Source organism: Niveispirillum sp. KHB5.9 (assembly GCF_048066115.1).
GTDB lineage: Bacteria > Pseudomonadota > Alphaproteobacteria > Azospirillales > Azospirillaceae > Niveispirillum.
In genome coordinates this window covers 1-21,800 of record NZ_JBLTYX010000003.1, presented here as the reverse complement: position 1 = coordinate 21,800, position 21,800 = coordinate 1, and the positions used below count along the sequence as shown (strand labels likewise).

At 65.1% G+C, this 21,800-nt stretch carries 17 protein-coding genes; 6 read left to right on the top strand and 11 right to left on the bottom strand.

Going from position 1 to position 21,800, the window contains the following annotated elements:
- Positions 1 to 75 precede the first annotated feature (75 nt).
- Together leuS and ACM9HJ_RS06720 are read right to left on the bottom strand one after the other, a co-directional pair.
- Positions 76 to 2,661 carry a leucine--tRNA ligase gene (leuS, locus tag ACM9HJ_RS06725; RefSeq protein ID WP_416570939.1) on the bottom strand — a complete coding sequence of 862 codons (2,586 nt, stop codon included), beginning with the start codon at positions 2,659 to 2,661 and terminating at the stop codon, positions 76 to 78.
- Positions 2,662 to 2,829: 168 nt separating this feature from the next.
- On the bottom strand, positions 2,830 to 3,351 hold the full coding sequence (locus tag ACM9HJ_RS06720; RefSeq protein ID WP_416570938.1) for a DUF3576 domain-containing protein: 522 nt from the start codon (positions 3,349 to 3,351) through the stop codon (positions 2,830 to 2,832).
- Between the two features lie 251 nt (positions 3,352 to 3,602).
- Between ACM9HJ_RS06720 and ACM9HJ_RS06715 the strand changes: the two genes are divergently transcribed.
- Entirely contained in the window at positions 3,603 to 4,025 is a 423-nt protein-coding gene (locus tag ACM9HJ_RS06715) for a putative toxin-antitoxin system toxin component, PIN family (RefSeq protein ID WP_416570937.1), read from the top strand.
- Positions 4,022 to 4,279: a pilus assembly protein HicB gene (locus ACM9HJ_RS06710; protein WP_416570936.1), complete on the top strand. Its 258-nt coding sequence runs from the start codon at positions 4,022 to 4,024 to the stop codon at positions 4,277 to 4,279. Before ACM9HJ_RS06715 ends, ACM9HJ_RS06710 begins: the two co-directional genes overlap by 4 nt.
- A gap of 149 nt (positions 4,280 to 4,428) precedes the next feature.
- On the opposite strand, the gene ACM9HJ_RS06705 is transcribed toward ACM9HJ_RS06710, so the two are convergent.
- Positions 4,429 to 5,643: a glycosyltransferase family 4 protein gene (locus ACM9HJ_RS06705; RefSeq protein WP_416570935.1), complete on the bottom strand. Its 1,215-nt coding sequence runs from the start codon at positions 5,641 to 5,643 to the stop codon at positions 4,429 to 4,431.
- 18 nt (positions 5,644 to 5,661) lie between these two features.
- Here ACM9HJ_RS06705 and ACM9HJ_RS06700 point away from each other — a divergent pair, with 18 nt between their 5' ends.
- Complete coding sequence (locus ACM9HJ_RS06700; RefSeq protein WP_416570934.1) at positions 5,662 to 6,432, top strand: alpha/beta hydrolase; 771 nt, start codon at positions 5,662 to 5,664, stop codon at positions 6,430 to 6,432.
- 33 nt (positions 6,433 to 6,465) lie between these two features.
- Complete coding sequence (locus tag ACM9HJ_RS06695) at positions 6,466 to 8,190, top strand: ATP-binding protein (RefSeq protein WP_416570933.1); 1,725 nt, start codon at positions 6,466 to 6,468, stop codon at positions 8,188 to 8,190.
- Positions 8,191 to 8,202: 12 nt separating this feature from the next.
- Here ACM9HJ_RS06695 and ACM9HJ_RS06690 read toward each other — a convergent pair whose 3' ends face one another.
- Both ACM9HJ_RS06690 and xth read right to left on the bottom strand, forming a co-directional pair.
- A complete protein-coding gene (locus ACM9HJ_RS06690) occupies positions 8,203 to 8,640 on the bottom strand; it encodes a hypothetical protein (RefSeq protein ID WP_416570932.1) in 438 nt (145 codons plus the stop codon).
- 346 nt (positions 8,641 to 8,986) lie between these two features.
- Positions 8,987 to 9,781, bottom strand: coding sequence for an exodeoxyribonuclease III (gene xth, locus ACM9HJ_RS06685; RefSeq protein ID WP_416570931.1), 795 nt, complete (start codon positions 9,779 to 9,781; stop codon positions 8,987 to 8,989).
- A 187-nt stretch (positions 9,782 to 9,968) separates the two neighbouring features.
- Between xth and ACM9HJ_RS06680 the strand changes: the two genes are divergently transcribed.
- Both ACM9HJ_RS06680 and ilvD read left to right on the top strand, forming a co-directional pair.
- Positions 9,969 to 11,186, top strand: a complete 1,218-nt coding sequence (locus ACM9HJ_RS06680) for an MFS transporter (protein ID WP_416570930.1) — start codon at positions 9,969 to 9,971, stop codon at positions 11,184 to 11,186.
- Positions 11,187 to 11,316: 130 nt separating this feature from the next.
- Positions 11,317 to 13,176, top strand: a complete 1,860-nt coding sequence (gene ilvD / locus ACM9HJ_RS06675; RefSeq protein ID WP_416570929.1) for a dihydroxy-acid dehydratase — start codon at positions 11,317 to 11,319, stop codon at positions 13,174 to 13,176.
- Positions 13,177 to 13,189: 13 nt separating this feature from the next.
- On the opposite strand, the gene ACM9HJ_RS06670 is transcribed toward ilvD, so the two are convergent.
- From ACM9HJ_RS06670 to ACM9HJ_RS06645, 6 genes are all read right to left on the bottom strand, one after another.
- The gene (locus tag ACM9HJ_RS06670) at positions 13,190 to 14,695 is read right to left on the bottom strand and encodes an ATP-binding cassette domain-containing protein (protein ID WP_416570928.1); all 1,506 of its coding nucleotides are present in this window, start codon (positions 14,693 to 14,695) and stop codon (positions 13,190 to 13,192) included.
- A gap of 139 nt (positions 14,696 to 14,834) precedes the next feature.
- Positions 14,835 to 15,668 (bottom strand): penicillin-insensitive murein endopeptidase, encoded by an 834-nt coding sequence (mepA, locus tag ACM9HJ_RS06665; protein WP_416570927.1) that lies wholly within the window; start codon positions 15,666 to 15,668, stop codon positions 14,835 to 14,837.
- Positions 15,669 to 15,751: 83 nt separating this feature from the next.
- Positions 15,752 to 16,351, bottom strand: coding sequence for a YcbK family protein (locus ACM9HJ_RS06660; RefSeq protein WP_416570926.1), 600 nt, complete (start codon positions 16,349 to 16,351; stop codon positions 15,752 to 15,754).
- A gap of 380 nt (positions 16,352 to 16,731) precedes the next feature.
- A complete protein-coding gene (locus tag ACM9HJ_RS06655) occupies positions 16,732 to 18,459 on the bottom strand; it encodes a L,D-transpeptidase family protein (protein ID WP_416570925.1) in 1,728 nt (575 codons plus the stop codon).
- Positions 18,460 to 18,554: 95 nt separating this feature from the next.
- Positions 18,555 to 20,606, bottom strand: a complete 2,052-nt coding sequence (locus tag ACM9HJ_RS06650; RefSeq protein ID WP_416570924.1) for a hypothetical protein — start codon at positions 20,604 to 20,606, stop codon at positions 18,555 to 18,557.
- Positions 20,607 to 20,827: 221 nt separating this feature from the next.
- The gene (locus tag ACM9HJ_RS06645) at positions 20,828 to 21,700 is read right to left on the bottom strand and encodes a 3-hydroxybutyryl-CoA dehydrogenase (RefSeq protein ID WP_416570923.1); all 873 of its coding nucleotides are present in this window, start codon (positions 21,698 to 21,700) and stop codon (positions 20,828 to 20,830) included.
- Between the last annotated feature and the right edge of the window lie 100 nt (positions 21,701 to 21,800).

Sequence of the window (21,800 nt, the reverse complement as noted above, 5' to 3'; positions counted from 1 at the left end):
GGCCATATCGAACCGGACGGCCCCGATAAACTGGCCGGAAGGTTGAACCAAGCCTCAACCTTCCGGCCCCTTCACTCATACAACAATATTCACGATACGGTTCGGCACCACGATGATCTTGCGCGGTTCCTTGCCGTCCATGGCGCGCTGGACATTGACGTCGGCCAAGGCTGCCTCCCTGGCGACGGCTTCGGCACAGTCGCGCGGCAGGGTCAGGGTGGCGCGCAGCTTGCCATTGACCTGCACGGCGACGGTGGCGCTGTCATCCACCACCAGGGAAGGATCGGACACGGGCCACAACCGGTCGACCAGCAGGCCGCCATGGCCCAGTTCTTCCCACATCTGCTGGGCCAGATGCGGCATCACCGGCTGGACGATCTGCGCCATGTACTCCAGCGCTTCGCGTGCGGCCCAGGCCTCGTCGGCCGGAACCTCACCCTTGGCGGCGATCTTCGACAGCGCGTCGCCCAGGGCATTGGTGAAGGTGCGCAGCTTGGCCACGGAGCTGTTGAAACGGTAGCCTTCGACATCATCGGCCACGGCGGCCGCGGCCTTGTGGGCGGCGCGGCGGATAGCGGTGGCGTCGGTCCCGAAACTGGCAGGTGCTGCCGTGCCGGCGGCGGGCAGGGCAAAGCCCGGCTCCGTCACCAGACGCCACAGGCGGCTGATATAGCGCCAGGCGCCGTCGATGCCGGCCTCGGTCCATTCCAGGTCGCGATCGGGCGGGCTGTCGGACATCATGAACAGGCGGGCGGCGTCGGCGCCATAGCTGCCGATGATGCCCTCCGGGTCCACGACATTCTTCTTGGACTTCGACATCTTGATGACCGGGCCGACCGTGATGGGCGAGCCATCGGCGACCTTCGTGGCCTTGGTCCCCTGGATATCCACGTCCACCGGGAACACCCACTTGCCGTCGGTATCCTGGAAGGTGGCGTGTGTCACCATGCCCTGGGTGAACAATCCGGCGAACGGTTCCGGCAGGTCCAGATAGCCGACATGGGACAGGGCGCGGGTCCAGAAGCGGGAATAGAGCAGGTGCAGGACCGCATGCTCGATGCCGCCGATATAATTGTCGACGGGCAGCCAGTAATTGACGAGATCCTTGTCGAAGGCCACCTGCTCGTTGCGCGGGTCGGCGAAGCGCAGGAAATACCAGCTCGACTCGATGAACGTGTCGAACGTGTCGGTCTCCCGCTCCGCATCTTTGCCGCAGCTTGGGCACTTCACATGCTTCCAGCTGGCGTGGCGGGCCAGCGGGTTGCCGGGCGCGTCGAAGGTGACATCCTGGGGCAGCGTGACGGGAAGCTGATCCTCCGGCACCGGCACCACGCCGCAATCGGGGCAATGGATGATGGGGATCGGGCAGCCCCAATATCGCTGGCGGGAAACACCCCAATCGCGCAGGCGGAACATGGTCGTCCCCTGCCCGCGCTCCAACGCCTCGATCTTGGCAACGGCCGCCTTCTTGCCGTCTTCCACGGCCAGACCGTCCAGGAAGTCGGAATTGCGCAGCAGGCCGGGACCGGCATAGGCCTCGGTGCCCACGGCGAAGGTCGCCGGGTCCTCGCCCTCCGGCACGACCACCGGCTTGACCGGCAGATCGTACTTGCGGGCGAAGTCCAAGTCGCGCTGGTCATGGGCGGGGCAGCCGAAGATGGCGCCCGTGCCATATTCCATCAGCACGAAGTTGGCCACATAAACCGGCAGGTTCCAGCCCTTCACGAAGGGATGCTCGGCCGTCACCGGCGTGCGCCAACCCTTCTTTTCCGCCTGTTCCAGCGTGGCTTCGCTGGTGCCCATGCTGTTGCATTCGGCGATGAAACCGGCCAGCCCGGCATCGCTCTCGGCCAGCTTGGCGGCCAGCGGATGATTGGGGCTGATGGCCACGAAGGAGGCGCCGAACAGCGTGTCCGGACGGGTGGTGAACACCTCCAGGTCCGGATGGCCGTCGGACAGCTGGAAGAAGAAGCGGCAGCCCGTGGACTTGCCGATCCAGTTCTCCTGCATGATGCGGACCTTTTCAGGCCAGCGATCCAGCGTGGTGATGGCCGACAGCAGCTCATCGGCGAAATGGGTGATCTTAAGGAACCATTGGGAAAGCTTGCGCTTTTCCACCAAGGCGCCGGTGCGCCAGCCGCGGCCGTCGATCACCTGCTCGTTGGCCAGGACGGTGTTGTCCACAGGGTCCCAGTTGACCCAGCTTTCCTTGCGATAGGCCAGACCGGCCTTCAGGAAATCCAGGAACATCTTCTGTTCGAACCGGTAATATTCCGGCCGGCAGGTGGCGATCTCGCGCTCCCAGTCGATGGCCAGGCCCATCGTCTTCAGCTGGGCGCGCATGGCGGCGATATTCTCGTACGTCCAGGTGCCGGGATGGGTATTGCGCTCCAGTGCCGCATTCTCCGCCGGCAGGCCGAACGCGTCCCAGCCCATCGGGTGCAGGACATTGAAGCCCTTGGACCGCTTGTAGCGGGCGATCACATCGCCGATGGTGTAATTGCGCACATGGCCCATATGGATGCGCCCCGACGGATAGGGGAACATCTCCAGCACATAGGTCTTGGGCTTGGTCTTGTCGGCGGTGACGGCGAAGCTGCGGCGCTCATCCCAGACGGATTGCCACTTGGCTTCGGTTTCGCGGACGTTGTAGCGGGACATGCGGGTGGGCCCTGTCGAACGAGTGTCGCATCGCCGGGCGTCACCCGTGACAGGGGGCCGATGCCCGGCGGTTAAGAATGTCTGCCAGCGATCATTACCATGAACGCTGAAGGCCGGCGAATGCCGGCCTTAGCATGCCTGCGCCGCAAAGCGGCGACAGGGAATGGATCAGTTGCTGGGTGCCGCCGACTGCTGACGCAACTGGCGGGCACGCGTCAGGATCGTGTCTTCCATCTGCGTGCCGGTTTCGGCCGTCACGGCGGCATCGATCCATACGCCGTTCTTCAGCTCCTGACGGAACACGGTGGCACGCACGCCATCGGCGCGCAGGGCCGCATCCAGGATGTAGAGATTGACCTTGAACCGCTCGCTGGGCGTGGCCGGCGGGCTGTACCAGTCGGTCAGGATCACGCCGCCATAGGGGTCGGCCTGGATCAGCGGCATGAAGGTGACGGTATCGAGCGCGGCGCGCCACAGATAGGCGTTCACCGTCACGGTGCCGGCCGGACGGGCGGCGGCATTCATGCCGGCCTGGCCGTCATTGTTCTGGCGCAGGATCTGCGTGTTGGGAGCCTCGGGCTCCCCACCGCCAAGACCCAGGCTTTCCAGCGTGGAGCAGCCGGAGAGACCCAGCGCCAGGGTGCCCAGCAGGGCGGAACGACCGATCACGGACAGGGCACGCAAGGACATGGGAAGACCACCCGGGTAACGCCAGCGGAGATATGGAGCCATCCTTAGAGCAAAAAAGCCGGCACTAGGCAAGGCCGGGCGGTTCGCCCCGAAGATGGAGTTGCTGCTTACACGGCAATCAAGGCGGGATTCTGGCGTGGGAAAATGCGGAAAGTGGGTGGATCAGAACAGGCGCTGGTCTTTCAGTCTGGATGGGATAGGGGCTTGATGCGGATTGTCACATCGCCCGTGATATGACATCATTTCTTTCCATGAGATTGGTCCTCGATACAGACGTGATCATTGCCGCACTGCGCAGCCCGACGGGGGCTTCTGCGGCGCTGTTGCTGGCGGCTGATGACGGGATCGTGGACCTGTTGGCGACCGTGCCCTTGTTCGTGGAGTATGAGGCGGTCAGTTGCCGTGCTGAACATATTCTCGCAGCCGGCTTGACGCGAGCGGACGTGGAGACGTTCCTCAATCATCTTGTTGAGCTGGTGCAGCCGGTGGAGCCTTGGTTTCTATGGCGACCACAGTTGCGTGACCCGGCCGACGAGATCGTTCTGGAAGCGGCGGTCAACGGTGGGGCGGATGCGCTGGTATCCTTCAACCACCGCCACTTTGTGCCAGCGGCGGAGCGGTTTGGCTTGCCGGTTTTACGTCCGGGCGAGGTATTGGAAAGGATCAGGCGATGAGCAAGCTGTCGACATATCCGTTACGACTGCCGGCGTCGGTAAAGGCGGAGGCGGAGCGTGTTGCCGCCGAGGACGGCACAAGCCTGAACCAGTTCGTGGCAACTGCGGTTGCGGAGAAGCTGGCGGCCCTTCGTACGGCCGCCTTTTTCACTGAACGTCGCGGTCATGGTGATCGCGACGCCTTTCGCGCCTTGCTGACACGCCAGGGCGGGCAACCCCCGCAGTCCGGTGACGAACTGCCGGGCGGCAACTGACCGCTTGTACCAAGTCTCGGTGATCGCTTGCGATCACCGACCTCAGTCGCCGGCGCTGCCTCCGGCAGCTTGGCTATGCCGCACGTGCGGCGCGGCGGCGGTCGCCGCCGAACCAATTCCCGATGAGTCGAAATCATCGGGAATTGGTATTACCCCAGCAACTCCGCATAAACCGCCAGGGTCGCGGCGCACATGCCGGCCTTGGTGAAGTTGGTGCGGACATGGCGCATGCCGTCCAGGCCCACGGCCTGACGCTGCAGCGGGTCCAGGTCCAGGGCGGCGCGGATGGCGCCGGCCAGGGCGTCGGGATCGCCCGGGGGCACGACCAGGCCGGTTTCCCCGTTGATCACCGTTTCCTTCACCGCGCCTAAGTCCGACACGATGACCGGGCGGCCCATGGCCTGGGCCTCGGCGATGACGCGGCCGAAGGCTTCCGGTTCGGTCGACGCATTGACCACGATGTCGGACAGCATATAGGCGGCCGCCATGTCGTTGCAGTGGCCGGCGATGGTGACCTGTCCGCCCAGGTTCAGGCGGCGGATATGGTCCTCCAGCTCCTGCCGGTAATGATCGCGGCCCTGATCGTCACCGACCAGCACGGCGCGCACATCGGGCCGGCCCAGGCGGGATATCGCGTCGATCAGCACCCCCTGCCCCTTCCAGCGGGTCAGGCGGCCGGGCAGCAGCACGATGCGCTGATCCTCCGGCAGGCGCCATTGCTGGATCAGCTGGGCCATGCGGGCCTGGGTCACCTTGTCGGGCGACATGATGTCAATATCGACGCCGCGATGGATCAGGCGCAGACGGTCGGGGCCGACGCCATATTCGGTGGCCACATGGTCTTGAACGAAGCGGGAGACGGCGATGATCCGGTCGCCCTTGGCCATCACGCCATTGTACCATTTCTTCAACCGGCCCTTGAAATTATAGGGCGCGTGGAAGGTGGTGACGAAGGGGATGCCGGTATCCTTGGCCGCCCAATAGGCGCTCCAGGCAGGTGCGCGCGAGCGGGCATGGATCAGATCGACGCCATGCTGGCGGATCAGGTCGACCAGCTTCTTGGCATTGCGGCGCATGGTCAGCGGGTTCTTGGACTGCACCGGCAGCTGGATATGCTTGGCGCCATAACGGTCCAGTTCGCGTGCCATCGGCCCACCGGCCGACACGACGATGGCCGTGCCGCCCGCCCGTTGGATCGCGGCCGCCATATCGACGCAGCCACGCTCCGCCCCGCCGGTGACCAGCGTCGGGATGATCTGCAGGATGACGGGCTTGCCGCCGCCGAACAGGCTGGCGGCGTCGAGGCCGGGATTGTCCGGCGGCACATCGCCGGCTAGGGTGCCGGCGTCATCTTGGGGCGGCATGGGCGGGATTTCAGACGGATGAACGGGACAGCCTTGGAAGGCGAGACGGCGATACATAGCCTGGATCGGGCCGGCACCGCCATAGCCTATCGGCACAGCCCAGGGGTGGTGCCGGGGCTGATGTTCCTGACCGGTTTCCGATCGGACATGGGCGGGGGCAAGGCCGTGGCCCTGGAACGCTGGGCGCGGGCGCGGGGCCGGGCCTTTACCCGTTTCGATTACCATGCGCACGGGTTGAGCGGCGGTGACTGGGCGGATGGGTCGATCGGCCGCTGGCGGGATGACGCGCTGGCGGTACTGGATCAGGTGGCCCAAGGGCCGCAGATCCTGGTCGGGTCGTCCATGGGCGGCTGGATCGCGCTGCTTCTGGCGCTGGCCCGGCCGGACCGGGTGGCGGGGCTGCTGGGGGTAGCACCAGCGCCGGATTTCACCGAGCGCATGATCCGGCCGCGCCTGAGGCCGGCGGAGATCGAAGCGCTGGAGCGTGACGGGCGGTTCATCGCCCCGTCGGCCTATGATCCCGCCGGGTATCCGATCACCCGCCATCTGCTGGAAGAGGCGCGGGCACATCTGCTGCTGCCCGGGCCTATCCCCCTTCGCTGCCCCGTGCGGCTGCTGCACGGACAGCGCGATCCGGACATTCCCTGGCGCACCAGCCTGGAACTGGCCGAGGCGCTGCAGGCCGAGGATGTGCGGGTGACGCTGGTCAAGGATGGCGACCATCGCCTGTCGCGCGACGCGGATCTGGCGCTGATGCTGCAACTGGCGGGCGAACTGGTGGCGGCGTGACGCGGCCTTCATCACATGTTATACAACCGTTTGATGGGACAGAGAACCCGAGACGATGGTGGCCGCTTCCGCCGGCCGCCGGCGCTGCTGGGCCGGACCGGCATCAACCTGCTGTCGGCCATGGTGCTGGGCGGATTGTGGCTGCTTGTCGGCTGGCAGATCCATTCCTCCTACCTTGACGCGCTGGCCGATGCGGAACGCGACACGGCCAACCTGACCCGCGCCTTCGGCCAGCATGTCAGCCGTACCGTCAGCCAGGTGCAGCAGCTTTTGCAGGAAGTGTCCGACCGGGTGGAGGCGGGATATCCCGCCGACCTGGAGGTGATGCGCCGGCGCGTGGCCGGGCTGGACCGGGTGTCGAAATTCCTGGGCATCATGGATGCGCGCGGCTTGGTCGTCGATGCCACGCGGCCGGGTGCCGTGGGCCTGGACATGTCCGACAGCGATTATTTCCGCCAGGCGACGGAGCCGGGATCGCCACGCCTGGGCTTCGGCAAGCCGATCATCGGCCGCACGCCGCTGATGTCCTCCATCCCCTTCTGGGTGCGGGTGGAGGCACCGGATGGCAGCCTGATCGCCGTCGTCGTCGGCGACGTGCTGTCGGAATATTTCGCGGGCTTCTTCAGTGCCGTGGACCTGGACCTGGGGGCTGTGGCGACCCTGATGGACCTGGACGGCACCGTCTATGCCCGCGGTGCGTCCACGCCCGGCATCGTCGGCCAGTCCTATCCCGACCTGCCCGATGTGGGCGCGGCGCGGGAGGGTGACGGCCATGGCATCATCCGCGCCGTCAGCCCCATCGATGGCGAGGACCGTATCGCCAGCTATGAACTGCTGCCCGGCACGCGGCTGCTGGTGTCGGTGGGGCAGGACATGGACCATGTGCTGCAGCCCTATCGCCAGTTCCGTAACCAGACGCTTCTGCAGGGCACGTTCGGCACGCTGCTGGTGCTGGCCCTGGTGGTGCTGGTCCGCCGCTATGTCGCCAAGCTGGAAGCCAGCGAGACGGCGGCACGGGTTGCCAGGGCGGAGGCCGAACAGGCCACGGCCGCCAAGTCGCAATTCCTGGCCGTGGCAAGTCATGAGCTGCGCACGCCGCTGAACGCCATCATCGGCTTTGCCGAGGTCATGGTACACCGTATCCACGGGCCCATGGGTAATCCCAAATATGCCGAATATGCCGAGGATATTCGCAGTTCCGGCCTGCATCTGCTGGCTCTGATCAACGACATCCTGGACCTGTCGAAGATCGAGGCCGGGCGTATGGAACTGCGCCTGGAGCCGGTGGACCTGCCCAACCTGGCCACGGAATGCGTACGGCTGATGCGCGGGCGGGTGGAGGCGGCGGCGCTGGAAATGCGCGTCGTGTCGGCGGAAGAGAAGGCCCCGCACCTGCGCGCCGACGCCATGAAGCTGCGCCAGGTGCTGCTGAACCTGATCAACAATGCCGTGAAATACACGCCCTCGGGCGGGTCCATCACCGTGTCGGTGGAACGTGATCCGCTCTGGCCCGACGATTACATGGTGATGCGGGTGGCCGACACCGGCTGCGGCATGACGCCGACGGAGGTGGCCATGGCCATGGAACCCTTCCGCCAGGTCAACAGCCACCTGACGCGCACGGCCGAAGGCACCGGTCTGGGCCTGCCCGTGGCCAAGTCGCTGGTGGAGCTGCATGGCGGCACGCTGTCGATCGACAGCGTGCCGGGCGAAGGCACCAGCGTCAGCATCCGGCTGCCGACGCGGCTGCATGTGTGACGTGGCGGTTGGTCAGACGACCACCTCAACCACCTTCACCACCACCTTGCCGACGTCCAGAAGGATATCGCCGACGCCGATATTCTTGCCGCCATCGGTGGTGTTCTCTATCGTGTCGCTGCCGGGATAGATCGTCAGGTTGACATTGTCGCTGACCTTGACGCCCTGCGGCAGGGGGTTGGGATAGGTGTCGCCCACCGCGAAATAGATGAGGTTATTGTCCTTCCACAGGCTGAATTCATAGTCGGTGGAGGTGAAGGTCATCCGGTGCTCGCTCCACCATTCCGGGCCGCTGCAATCCGGGATATCGCAGCCCTTGCCCTTTTGGCCGGGCGTGTTGCTGGCCCCATCCTTGGCCACCGTCATATCGTCGGCGGCGCATTCCAGATTCTTGAAAACCAGATCCTCACCCGTGTTGTTGGTGACGGTCCAGAGCTTGTGATTGGACATGGGTCTCTCCCTCCGATGGGGTGGCAATCTATGATTTTGGCGATACAACCAAGCAACAACCAAACATATAGGAATGTCCTATGGAGTCTAGATGGTTTCCACCTTTGGATGTGTGGCAAAACAATTTAAGCGCGAAAGCAGAAAGGCCCGCCGGAGGGGCGTCCGGCGGGCCTTTCGAGGCGGTATCATACCAATGGTCGAAGTATTCGACCGTTGGTTCGGCGGCGACCGCCGCCGCGCGCCACATGGCGCGTAGCCAAGCCCACGGATGTGGGCGCCGGCGATTGAGGGGCGGAGAAGATTGGCCGAAGGTCAAACTTTTCCGCCGCGGGTAAATGGTGCCGGATCAGATATCCAGATCGACGATCACCGGCACATGGTCGCTGGGCTTGGGTTCCCATCCCCGCGCCTCGCGCAGGATGGTCTGGCCCTTCAGGCCCTTGGCCAGCGGCGGGGTGACCCAGACATGGTCCAGGCGGCGGCCCTTGTTGGACAGGTTCCAGTCGGCGGCGCGGTAGGACCACCAGCTGTACAGCTTCTCGTTGGCCGGCACGAAATGGCGCACGGCATCGACCCAGTTCAGGCTGTTCTGCAGCGCCGTCAGCTTCTCCACCTCGATGGGCGTGTGGGACACGACGTCCAGCAGCTGCTTGTGCGACCAGACATCATGTTCCAGCGGCGCGATGTTCAGATCGCCCACCAGGATCATGGGCTGGCTGGCCGAGCGTTTCTCCTGGAACCAGGACTGCATCTCGTCCAGGAACTGGAGCTTGTGGGCGAACTTGTCGTTCAAGGCCGGGTCGGGAATGTCGCCGCCGGCGGGGATATAGAGATTGTGGATCTCCACCCCGTTCTCCAGCGTCGCCAGGACATGGCGGCAATCCTCTTTCCCACAGGAATGGCGGATGTCGCTGGACGAGAACGGGATGCGCGACAGGATGGCGACGCCGTTATAGCTCTTCATCCCGTGGATATGGATATGCTCATACCCGCGATCCTTGAAGGCGGCGCGGGGGAAGGCATCGTCCACCACCTTGGTTTCCTGCAGGCACAGGATGTCCGGCTTGTGCTCGTCCAGCAGCTTGCCGACGATGTCGATGCGCAGGCGGACGGAATTGATGTTCCAGGTGGCGATACGCACGGGGATGGCCTCAGGCGTCGGGGATGGGGTGCGACAGGATTAGGCGGGCGGGCCGTTCCTGTCCAGGGGCGGTGAAGGATGTGGTGACCGTCCGCGCTACACCATCCCCAGCCATACCGGGGCATGCCTTGTCCCCCCCTTCCCCTGCATGGTATCGATCCCTCTGCCGCCCCCCGCCGCCAGAATCATGAAACCTCGCCCCTCCAGCATGCCGGCCGCCCTGATCGCCATGGCGTTCCTGGCCTTCATCAGCCTGGGCCTGCCCGACGGGCTGCCCGGTGTCACCTGGCCCTATATCAGGGAGGCGTTCGACCGGCCGCTGGGCAATCTGGGCATCCTGCTGGTCTGTGGCACGGGCGGTTACCTGTTCTCCGGTCTGGCTGGCGGAACCATCGTGCGCCGCGCCGGGCTGGGCCTGGTGCTGGTGGTCAGCAGTGCCGCCATGGTGGCCACCATGGCCACCTATGCCGTCACCCCCTCATTCTATCTGCTGATCCCGGCCGCCATCCTGGGCGGGCTGGCCTCTGGCGCCATCGATACCGGCATCAATCTCTATGGTGCCCGCCGCTTCTCCCCGCGGGTCATGAACTGGCTGCACGGGTCCTGGGGTCTGGGTGCGACCGCCGGGCCGCTCTTGATGACGGCGGCGATCACCTTCGGGGCCGGCTGGCGCTGGGGTTATGCCCTGATCGCCGCCATCCTGGGCGCGATGGGCCTGATGTTCCTGGCTACCATGCGGCGGTGGGAGGAAGGGCGCGATGGTGGTACTGGTGAGGGCGGAGGTGCCACGGCCATCGCCCCCTTCACCGACGCGCTGCGCCATCCGGTGCTGTGGCTGAATGCCGGCCTGTTCATGGTTTATTGCGGGGTGGAGATGGCGGCCGGCCAGTGGCTGTTCACGCTGCTGACCCGCCAGCACGGGATCGAGGTCGGCACGGCCGGCACCATCGCCGGGCTTTACTGGGGGGCGCTGACCTTCGGGCGGCTGGTGTTCGGGCAGGTGACAGCGCGGGTGCGCCCCCTGTCGGCGCTACGCGCCGGCCTCATCATCGCCCTGGTCTCCGCCTGTCTTTTCGCCTGGTTTCCGACGCCCGCTGTCGGTATGGCGGCGGCACTGGGCCTGGGTTTCGGCCTCGCCCCCACCTTCCCCACGCTGGTGTCGCTGACCCCGCTGCGCGTCGGCGACGCCATCGCCCCGCATGCGGTGGGGTTTCAGATGACGGCGGCTGGCGCCGGCGCCACCTTGGTGCCTGGGGCACTGGGCTGGCTGGCCCAGCATCTGGGGCTGATGGTTCTGCCCCTCTGGCTGGTGCTGGGCATGGTCATCCTGATCGGCCTGTCGGAATTCGCCGAACGCGTCGTGCGCCGCCGTGCGCGGGCCGTGACACTGGCGGCGGTGGCTTGAACCGGCCCCTGATGGCGTCATATACGGGTTGCAGGAATGTTGGATGCGGTTTGGCGGCCGCGTTCATATTATTCTGTCCAACAGCAATCCATTTTTGAAATCTTAGTACCAAGCTTGAAGGAAGACCCCCGTGCCGCAGCTTCGTTCCCGCAAAAGCACCCATGGCCGCAACATGGCCGGCGCTCGTGGCCTGTGGCGGGCCACCGGCATGAAGGATGAGGATTTCGGCAAGCCCATCGTGGCCATCGCCAATTCCTTCACCCAGTTCGTGCCCGGCCATGTGCATCTGAAGGATCTGGGCCAACTGGTGGCGGGCGAGGTGTACGCGGCCGGTGGCGTGGCCAAGGAATTCAATACCATCGCGGTGGATGACGGCATCGCCATGGGCCATGACGGCATGCTCTATTCCCTGCCCTCGCGCGAGGTCATCGCCGACGCGGTGGAATATATGGTCAATGCCCATTGCGCCGACGCGCTGGTCTGCATCTCCAATTGCGACAAGATCACGCCGGGTATGCTGATGGCGGCATTGCGCCTCAACATCCCCACCATCTTCGTCTCCGGCGGGCCGATGGAGGCCGGCAAGGCCAACGTCAAGGGCCGCGACATCGCCATCGACCTGATCGACGCCATGGTCGCCGCCGCTGACGACAAGTACAGCGATGAAGAGGTCAAGGTCATTGAACGGTCGGCCTGCCCGACCTGCGGTTCCTGCTCCGGCATGTTCACAGCCAATTCGATGAACTGCCTGACGGAAGCGCTGGGCCTGGCGCTGCCCGGCAATGGCACGGTGCTGGCTACCCATTCCGACCGCCGCCGCCTGTTCGAGGAAGCGGGACGGCGCATCGTCGGTCTGGCCAGGCAATATTACGAGGGCGAGGATGAGGGCGTGCTGCCCCGCTCCATCGCCAATTTCAAATCGTTCGAAAACGCCATCGCGCTCGACATCGCCATGGGCGGGTCGACCAACACGGTGCTGCATCTGCTGGCCGCCGCGAACGAGGGCGAGGTGAATTTCACCATGGCCGACATCGACCGCATGTCGCGCCGTGTGCCCAATATCTGCAAGGTGGCACCGGCCGTGGCCGATGTGCATATCGAGGATGTGCATCGGGCCGGCGGCATCATGGGTATCCTGGGCGAGTTGGCGCGCGGCGGCCTGCTGCATACCGATGTGAAGCGTATCGACGCCCCGTCGCTGGCCGATGCGCTGGCCCGCTGGGACGTGGCGCAAACCAACAATCCCGACGTCCAGAATTTCTTCAAATCGGCCCCCGGCGGGGTGCGCACCACGCTGGCCTTCAGCCAGTCCAGCCGTTACCACGAACTGGATCTGGACCGTGCCAAGGGCGTGATCCGGTCCACGGAGAACGCATTCTCCAAGGATGGCGGCTTGGCCGTGCTGTTCGGCAATCTGGCGCTGGAAGGCTGCATCGTGAAGACGGCGGGCGTGGATGCGTCCTCTCTGGTCTTTGCCGGCCCCGCCCGCGTGTTCGAAAGCCAGGATGCCGCTGTCAGCGCCATCCTGGGCAACCGCATCAATGCCGGCGACGTGGTGCTGATCCGCTATGAAGGGCCCAAGGGCGGGCCCGGCATGCAGGAGATGCTGTACCCGACCAGCTATCTCAAGTCGAAGGGGCTGGGCAAGGCCTGCGCCCTGATCACCGATGGCCGCTTCTCCGGCGGTACGTCCGGCCTGTCCATCGGCCATGCCAGCCCGGAAGCCGCTGAAGGCGGCACCATCGGTCTGGTGATCGAAGGCGACCGGATCGAAATCGACATCCCCAACCGCCGCATCCATCTGGCCGTGTCGGACGAGGAACTGGCGCGGCGGCGTGAGGCGGAAGACGCCAAGGGCCAAGCCGCCTGGCAGCCCACCGAGAAGCGTGAGCGCTATGTCTCCCAGGCGCTGAAGGCCTATGCGGCGCTGACGACGTCGGCCGCCAAGGGTGCGGTGCGCGATGTGGGGCAGCTGACGCGGCGGAAGTGAGGGGCATCGCCCCTCACCCCAACGCCACCTCCCCTGTGACACCCACGGCCCGGCGAAAATCCGGGTCGTGGCTGACCAGGATCAGGGCGCCGTCATAGGCGGTCAGGGCCTCCAGCAGGGCCGCCCGCCCCTCCAGATCCAGATGGTTGGCGGGTTCGTCCAGCAGCAGCAGGTGCGGCGGCTCCATCCCGCCCAGCGCGGCGCAAAGATGCGCCCGCACCCGCATGCCGCCCGACAGCAGGCGCAGCGGCACCTCTGCCGCCGTGCTGCGGAAACCGAACCGGGCCAGGGCGGCGCGGATCGCCCCTTCCCCGTGCCCTGCCTGCGCCTTGCGGGCCAGTGACAGGGGTGTGTCTTCCGATGCCGATGCCAGCCGCTGGTCCAGCCAGGTCAGACGCAGGCCGGGGGCACGGTCGATCCGGCCGGCATCTGGGGATAATGTTCCGTCCAGGCAATCCAGCAGGCTACTTTTGCCTGCCCCGTTGGGTCCCGTCAGGGCCAGACGTGTTGGCCCGGTCAGGGTGAAGGACAGGTCCCGCCAGAGCCGCCGCCCGCCGCGCGACAGGGCCAGTTCCTCGACCCACAGCAGTGCCCGCCCCGCCGGCACCCGCGTCGGGGCGATGGCCATGTCCAGCGGCGGCAAGGGCTGGGCCAGACGGGCGTTTGCATCGGCCAGGGCCTGGCCGGCCTGCTCCGCCTGACGTTCCGCCTTGATCCGGCGGGCGGCACCGGCACGTTCGGCATTGTCGCGGCGAGTGCCCAGCAGGATGGGAGCATTCGATCCCCTCGCCTTTTCCTGTTTGCCCGCACGGGCACGGCGGCTGGCGCGGGCTTCTTCCTGCTGTGCCACTTCCCGCGCTTGGCGTGCCTGTTTGCCGGCATCGGCCAGGGCACGCTTCGCCGCTTGCCGCTCCGCCTCCCTGGTCGCCAGCCAGCCCGGATAGCCACCGCCATGGCTGCGCAGCCCCAGCGGCGACAGGTCGAGGATACGGGTTGTCAGCGACAGCAGCCCGACCTCATGACTGACCAGCAGCAACCCGCCGCGCCAGCCCGTCACCAGATCGGCCAGCAGCCGGCGCCCGTCCTCATCAAGATCGTTGCCCGGCTCATCCAGGACCAGCATGTCGGGCCGTGTCAGGCGGATGGCGGCCAGCCGCAGCCGCGCCACCTGTCCGCCCGACAGGTGGGACAGCGGCACCGTGTCCGCCAGATCGGTGGGCAGCCCGAAACGTGACAGGGAAGCCGCCCGGCCGGGATCATCGGCGGGCAGCAGATCGCCCACGCATTGCCCCGGCGACGGCAATTGCGGCCAGTGGAAATGCCGACCGCGCCGGGACACGTGCCCGCGCTCCGGCCGCAGTTCATCGGTCAGCAGGCGCAGCAGCGTGGATTTGCCGACACCGTTGCCGCCCACCAGGGCGACGCGTTCATCGGTGATGGAAAAGGAGATTTTGTCGAAAAGCGGCCGGTCGGCACTGTGCGCGAAGCACAGCCCCTCGGCCACAAGCCAATGCGGCATGGATGGAATCCCGGTCGAACCTTGGAAGCCCCTTTTCAGGGGCGGCGGTCAGGACAGCGGGTTCAGATCCATGGCAATCAGGCTCCGGTATTGATGATGGGCGGGACCGTAATCCATCCGGGATCGGATGTAAAGAAGATCACTCTTCGGCATAGAGCGCCAGACAGGCGGCGGGCGGCGGGGGCGGCGGCTTGGGCGGCAGCGCGGGGCCGGTCGATGGCGGTGGCGGCTTGAACCAGCTCAGCAGTTCCTCACCACAGCCATCACCCTCGGGTGGCGCTTCCTGTGTCTCGCATTGCCCGGCATCGGGCGGGCAGGCCAGGCGCACATGGAAATGGGCGGCATGGCCGAACCAGGGGCGCAGCTTGCCCAGCCAGGCCTTGTCCCCCGTTTCCCGCTCGCACAAAGCCAGCTTGATGGCCGGGTTCACGAAGATGCGGGTGACGGTGGGGGCCGATGCGGCCAGTTTCAGCACCCGTACCTGGGCGGGACCGAAATTGCTGTTCACCCGCTGGGCCTTGGCATCGACCATGCTGGCGAAATCCTCCCGCTCCCGGTCGGGCAGGGGCAGGCGGCCCAGATCCAGCGGGAACCAGATATCGGCGTCCAGTCCCATCTGGTGGCTGGCATGGCCGGTCGGCATGCGCCCGCCGCGCACCATGGACAGGTCGCCCACCGACAGGATGCCGAGCTGTTCCCGTTCCACCTCCGCCGCCAGCGCCTTCAGATAGGCGATCAGGCTGGGATGGCCGTAATTGCGGCGGCGGGACAGGTTCATCACCTGGAACCCCTGCCCGTCCGCCGGCAGCGACACCGCCCCGCGCACGCAGCCATTGGCGTAGGTGCCGATGGGTTCGGGCGCGCCCTTGCCGGGTGTGCGTAGTGTCTGGGGGGCGGGGGTTTTGCTATCAGCGGCGAAGGCGGCACCTGAGCCCAGAGCCAGGGCCAGAAGTCCCCATCCAACCCAGCGCATGATCCCTCCGCCCGAAAACGAAACGGCCCGCATCTTAGCAGAGGCGGGCCGGTGAAAAGCAGGTCTCGTAAGGCAGAGAAACGTTACACGCCCCACTGCCGGACACGGCCGGTATCGACATGCACGAAGCCGGTCTTGGAATAGATGCCGACACCGCCCTGCTTCAGGTTCAAGGCTTCCTGGCGGATACGGCTCAGCTGCCGGCCGGCCATGGTGATGTCGATGGCCTTGCCTTCCATATGCAGGCTCTTGGTGGCCACACCTTCCGACTTCGATGCCAGCATGGCGTTGGTCTTGGGGCAACGGTAACCGGAGATCACCTGGAACGGCTCTTCGGTACGCAGGCGCTGGCGCAGCTGGAACAGCAGGTCCAGCAGCTTGGGGTCCATCTTGCCGATCTCGCCCGTGCGCCAGTCGCGCAGCATGTGGTTCACGTCCTTCAACGCCGAACGGTCATAGGTGCCGTTGGTGAAGTAGGTGACGTTCAGCTTTTCCCGGGTGTGCAGCGACACGAAGGAAATCTGCCGGCGCGGCGCGCTGACCGGGGCGGCATCGGCGGGATTGGTGATGATGGTGGGGGCGGCGATGGCGGCCCCGGCGCCCAGGAACAGACCGCCCAGGCCGCGCAGGAAGCCGCGGCGGCCGGTATCGGCACCCAGATCGATGATTGGGGAAACGGACATTTGGGTCGGGGAAACGGACTCGCATCCAATGGTCAGGTCGGTCGTGTTCGGCCGTGCCACCATGCCCCTTGCCCCCCTTAAGCCCCGAAGCAGCAACCCCCGGCGTCCGTTACGCCAGAGACACTCTCGTCCAAGATTTCGCCAAATGCCCCGCGCCACAGACAGGACACAATTGCAGTCATGGCAGAACGGCATAGCTGACGCAAGCGGAAATCCACCCTTCCGGCCTATCTCCAGCCTATCTCTTCCGGGTTCATGGCTTGCGCCCTCAGGCGCCGGGCGCCGCCATCCGGCGGCTTGGCTTGCGCGACCACGCGGTCGCGGGCCGGCGGTCGCCGGCCCACAGCGGCATGAAAATGTATGCCGCTGCGGTCGGGTTATCAGTGGCTTCCGCTATCGGTACCCCGTCCGGCGGCAGCCCCGCCGGGGGCCATGCGGGCCTCCGCCTCCACCGCATCCCATTTCACGCGTGATGCCCGTATGGCTGTGGCCAGCTTGCGGTCGCGGCCATAGATGTCGGACCGGAAATTCACCGATCCGTCGTCGGCGACGAAGGACGTGACATAGCTGATATGGATGGGGATGGGCTGTTTCAGGCGCACCACGGTGCGTTGCCCGCTGTTCAGCGCCTCGTCCAGCTTGGCACGCGGCCAGTCGGTGGTGCCTGACAGGCGCAGGATGACCTCCGCCACGTCGAACGGATGCTCCACCCGGATGCAGCCATGGCTGAAGCTGCGATTGGCGCGGTTGAACAGGTTCTTGGACGGCGTGTCGTGCAGGTACACGTCGAACTGGTTGGGGAACATCATCTTGATGCGGCCCAGGCTGTTCTTGTCGCCCGGCGCCTGGCGCACGCGATAGGGCAGGCGGGTCATGTGGGCCCAGTCCAAACTCTTGGGATCGACCGGCACCGCGGCCTCCGTCCAATCGGACAGCAGCTCGTAATTATGCTGGGCCAGGTATGACGGGTCGCGCTTGGCCTTGGGGAAGATCTCGTCCCGCACGATCTTGGCCGGGACGTGCCAATAGGGATTGACCTCCAGATAGCTCATCTTGCGCGAAAATACCGGGGTGCGGGTCGATGTCGTGCCCACCACGACGCGCGCCTCATGCACCACGGTGCCCTGCTCGAAGATCGACAGATGGAAGGCGGCCAGGTTCACCAGGATATAGGACGGGCCCATATCCACCGGCATCCAGCGCCAGCGTTCCATATTCATGGCGATCTGGGCCACGCGCTGTTCGGCGGTGATGTTCAGCGCCAGCAGGGTCTGCTTGCCCAGCACCCCGTCCGGTTCCAGCCCGTGCCGGGCCTGGAACTTCTTCAGCGCCGCGACGGTGGCCTCGTCGAACAGGGTGGGGTCTTCGGGGATGGGCGCGTCGGCGGGCAGTTCCCCGGTGACATGCAGCCGGGCACGCAATGCCGGCAACCGCTCGTCCTTGCCGCCCTCGGGTTTCAGCGACAGTTCGGCCAGGGGCACCGGCTTCCACCCGCCGGCGGCGGCCAGTTCGCGATACTGCTGCAAGGCGCCCTTCAGGCGCTGATACTCCGCGCGGCGCGGCGGCAGTTCCGCCAACTCCACCCCCGGATCGGGCAGCATGGCCAGCCGGCTCAGCAGGGTCAGGACATCGATCTCGCGCTTTTCGACATAAAGCTCGCTGTCGATGGCCATGGGGGCCAGCCGGCCCGTGGCCAGGTCGCGGCCATAATCCAGCGCGCCATGCGACAGCATCACCTCCAGCTCCGCCAGCGCATCGGGGCTGTCGCCGCGCTCCAGCAGGGTGGCGATGCGGGCCACGCCGTAATCGGACGGGTTCAGCCCCTGGCTGGCGGCCTTCTGCAGGGCCATCAGCAGCAGGCGGGCCCGGTCGGATGGCTGGCCCTGTTCGATCCAGGCCGGCGCGTAATGGCGCTTCTCGTAAAAACGACCCAGCGTCAGCAGGTCCTGGCTGTCGCGGTCATTCTCCGGCGTGTCGATGCCGCCGGTCAGCCTCTGCTGCAGGGCGGTGGTGAAATCCTTGGACAGGGCGGGAAGGGGTGAGAAGGCCAGAAGCCCGGCCAGCAGGCCAACGGAAAGGCAGCGTCCCGCAACAAACCGCACAATCATCTCCGTCCGCCGTTACAGCCCTGGGGACAGGGTAACATCGGGGGAAGGGGTTTGGGCAGGGTAGAAGTCGCGGGGGGACCCTATCCGGACATGGATCAAGCGGGGCGCGTCAACACGCCGGACAGTTCCGCACCCAGGGCGATGACCACCGCCAGCGCCGTAAGCCGCAGGATGATCACCGCCGCGCGAACCCGTGGCGGCAGAATCTTGGGCTGTTCAAAGGCTTCATCCGCCTCGAACAGGGTTGAAAGCCTGGTCATCAGAATGCCCGCCGTCGTCCATATCAGCGGCCTGCCAGCCATTTCCGGCCGCAATTTCAGCGCGGACATGGAAACAGCCATGGCCAGGGCGAACACCCCCAGGAACCAGGCCAGGATCAGTTGCGGCGCATATCCGAACCCGACCATCGCCCAGGATAGAAAGGCCAGAACCTTTTCCAGGCTCATCTCCGCGTGCCACATCGCCTGAAAGCGGCCTTCGCGACGCAAGCCGTCGGCATCCTCCTCCATTCCCGCTGCCTGCATGTGATCGGCGATCATCATGTACGGCCCGATGGCGAAATTCCCTCCCGTCTGCACGCCACATCCGGGGGACGTGCGCGGTTTCAGATGCTTGGCCCACCAATCCGCGCCACGCCGTTCAAAATTGCGCCCCTCGGGTGTCTTGATTTCCTTCTCCTTGTCCGATGGCAGGCTGTAGCGGTTGACCTGGAAGCCGCGCAGGTCCCCACTTTCAAATCCACCCCAGAAATCCTTGTTATCCAGGATGCCGCCAACCCTGGTATCCAGCAGGCGTCCACGGTCGGTCCGGGTATCCCGCAGGTTCAGGTCGCGGGTGATCGTCGCGGCCCTGAAATGCACATCATGAAAATTCGACCCGGAAAGCCGCAGGTCGCCGCGTACCTCCAGTTTCTCCGCCCGCAGGCTGTTCTGGCCGTGACCCAGATCCTCGGCAAACCATGCCTCGGCAAGGATGGGGCAGAGATATTTATCGCGGGCCTTGAGTTTGGGGATGGTGAATTTGGATATGCCGCTGCCCAGTCTTTCCAATGCCAGTCCGGATTCGAAAAGACTGCCTGTCAGGTTCATGCCATCCCAAAGCAAACTGTCGGTCAGCATGGCCTGGCCGGCGATCACCATATCGCGGGCGTCGGTTGTGCATAGCGAACGGATGTGGCTGATGATCAAGGCCTTCGCCTTCAATCCCGGCATCATCAACCGCATGACGGGAAGCGGCCTGTCTTCGTTCCCACCGATCTTGACCTGACGGCCGATTTGCGCCGCCGGTAGCTTGACCAATCCCACAATGCCGCTGTCGATGTGAAGATCAGTGCCGATCACCGCCTGGCTCATGTCCAGGGTGCCGATGACCGATCCTGAATTGACGACCACGGACTTCCCGATGCGTGACGAGCTGGCGTCCCAGACATTGATCCGCGACCCGATGGATAAAACCGCCTTGGCCTCTGTACCGGCCAGCTGCACCGATCCGATATGGACGTATTCGAGCGTGATCGCCTTGCCGATTTGCGCATATCCGATCAGCAGCTTGTCAATCCGGGAGTTGCTGATGCTGAAATCCCCGTCGACCGTGGCGCCGATCAGGTTCACCTCACCGGATGCGCCGAACCCGTCCAGCTTGAACAGGTCGTGGAAGGTGGATGGTATCGGCTCGATGCCAGGATCAAGCCCGTTGGCGGTGATATAGCAGTCGTCACCATCGGCGCATTTAAGGCCTTGGTTGCTGCGCGGCTCCGCCATCTCGGGGACATTGGCGCAGGCGTCATCGGGATTTTTCTCATCGCCCGCATGCCCGACAGACACATTCCTGAAATGCAGATCGCCCCTTGCATGCAGTCCTTCGGCCTTCAATCCACGGCAGAAGATGACATTGTCGAAGACCAGCCCTTTCGCCAGGGTCAGTTTCTCCAGGACGAGCTGTTCTGTGAAGGCGACGCACTGTACCGTCCAGTTTGCTTTTTCAACCAAATGCTGCGGATGCTTATTGTCGGCGGGGGGCTGCGCTATGAAGTTGAAGAAATTCTCATTTTTCCACTGAAGGTGTGATTGGCATGTCTGGCTGGCTGCGGCCGGCGCGGGACCCGTGGTTGCCAATAGCAGAAGCAACAGTGCTAGAAGCCCCCACATTCCCGCCTCCATGAAGCAGGGCCGGCAGCGGCGACCTCGCGTCACCCTGGTGCCGCCCGGCTAACGTGAAGATGGAAGCATATTAAAAGAAAATTGAGCAGATTATATTTTGAAAGGTAGAGTTAGGCATATGCTCAAAAAGCACATGCCTGTCGGGGCAATGCCAAAAAAACGGCCCGGTCGTTGCCGGGCCGTCCATCAATCAACCTTTGAATTCCACCTCACCGCGTCGGGCGCGGGACCGGGCCGGAATAGTCGTAGAAGCCGCGGCCGACCTTGCGGCCCAGCCAGCCCGCCTCGACATATTTCACCATCAGCGGGCAGGGGCGGTACTTGCTGTCGGACAGGCCCTCATGCAGGACCTGCATGATCGACAGGCACGTGTCCAGGCCGATGAAATCGGCCAGTTCCAGCGGGCCCATCGGGTGGTTCGCACCCAGCTTCATGGCCGTGTCGATGGCTTCCACCCCGCCCACGCCCTCATACAGCGTATAGACCGCCTCATTGATCATGGGCAGCAGGATGCGGTTGACGATGAAGGCCGGGAAATCCTCGGCGATGGCGGCGGTCTTGCCCAGCCTGGCCGTCAGAGCCTTGATCAACTGGAAGGTCTCGTCATCCGTGGCGATGCCGCGGATGATCTCCACCAGCTGCATCACCGGCACCGGGTTCATGAAATGCATGCCGATGAACCGGTGCGGCCGGTCGGTGGCGGCGGCCAGACGGGTGATGGAGATGGAGCTGGTGTTGGTGGCAATGATGGCGGTGGGCGACAGGTTGGGCACCAAAGCCTTCAGGATCAGGCGCTTGACGTCTTCCGACTCGGTCGCCGCCTCCACCACCAGATCGCTGTCCTTGAAGACGGACAACTCGGTAGAGGTGGTGATGCGCGCCAGGGCCGCGTCCTTTTCCGCCGCGTCCAGCTTGCCCTTGGCGACCTGACGTTCGAGGTTCTTGGCGATGCCGGCCACGGCGCTGGACAGCTGTTCGGCATTGATGTCCGACAGCGCCACCGACAGGCCCGCCACGGCGCAGACCTGCGTGATGCCGCTGCCCATCTGGCCGGCCCCGATCACACCCACCTTCTCGATCATCGCAGTCCCCATTCAGGGTTGGAATTCTGTCTCAATCGTTTGTCGCATGAACGCGCCCCCCGCGTACCGGCGACATTCGTCCAATAGTTCGGCGGGAAAA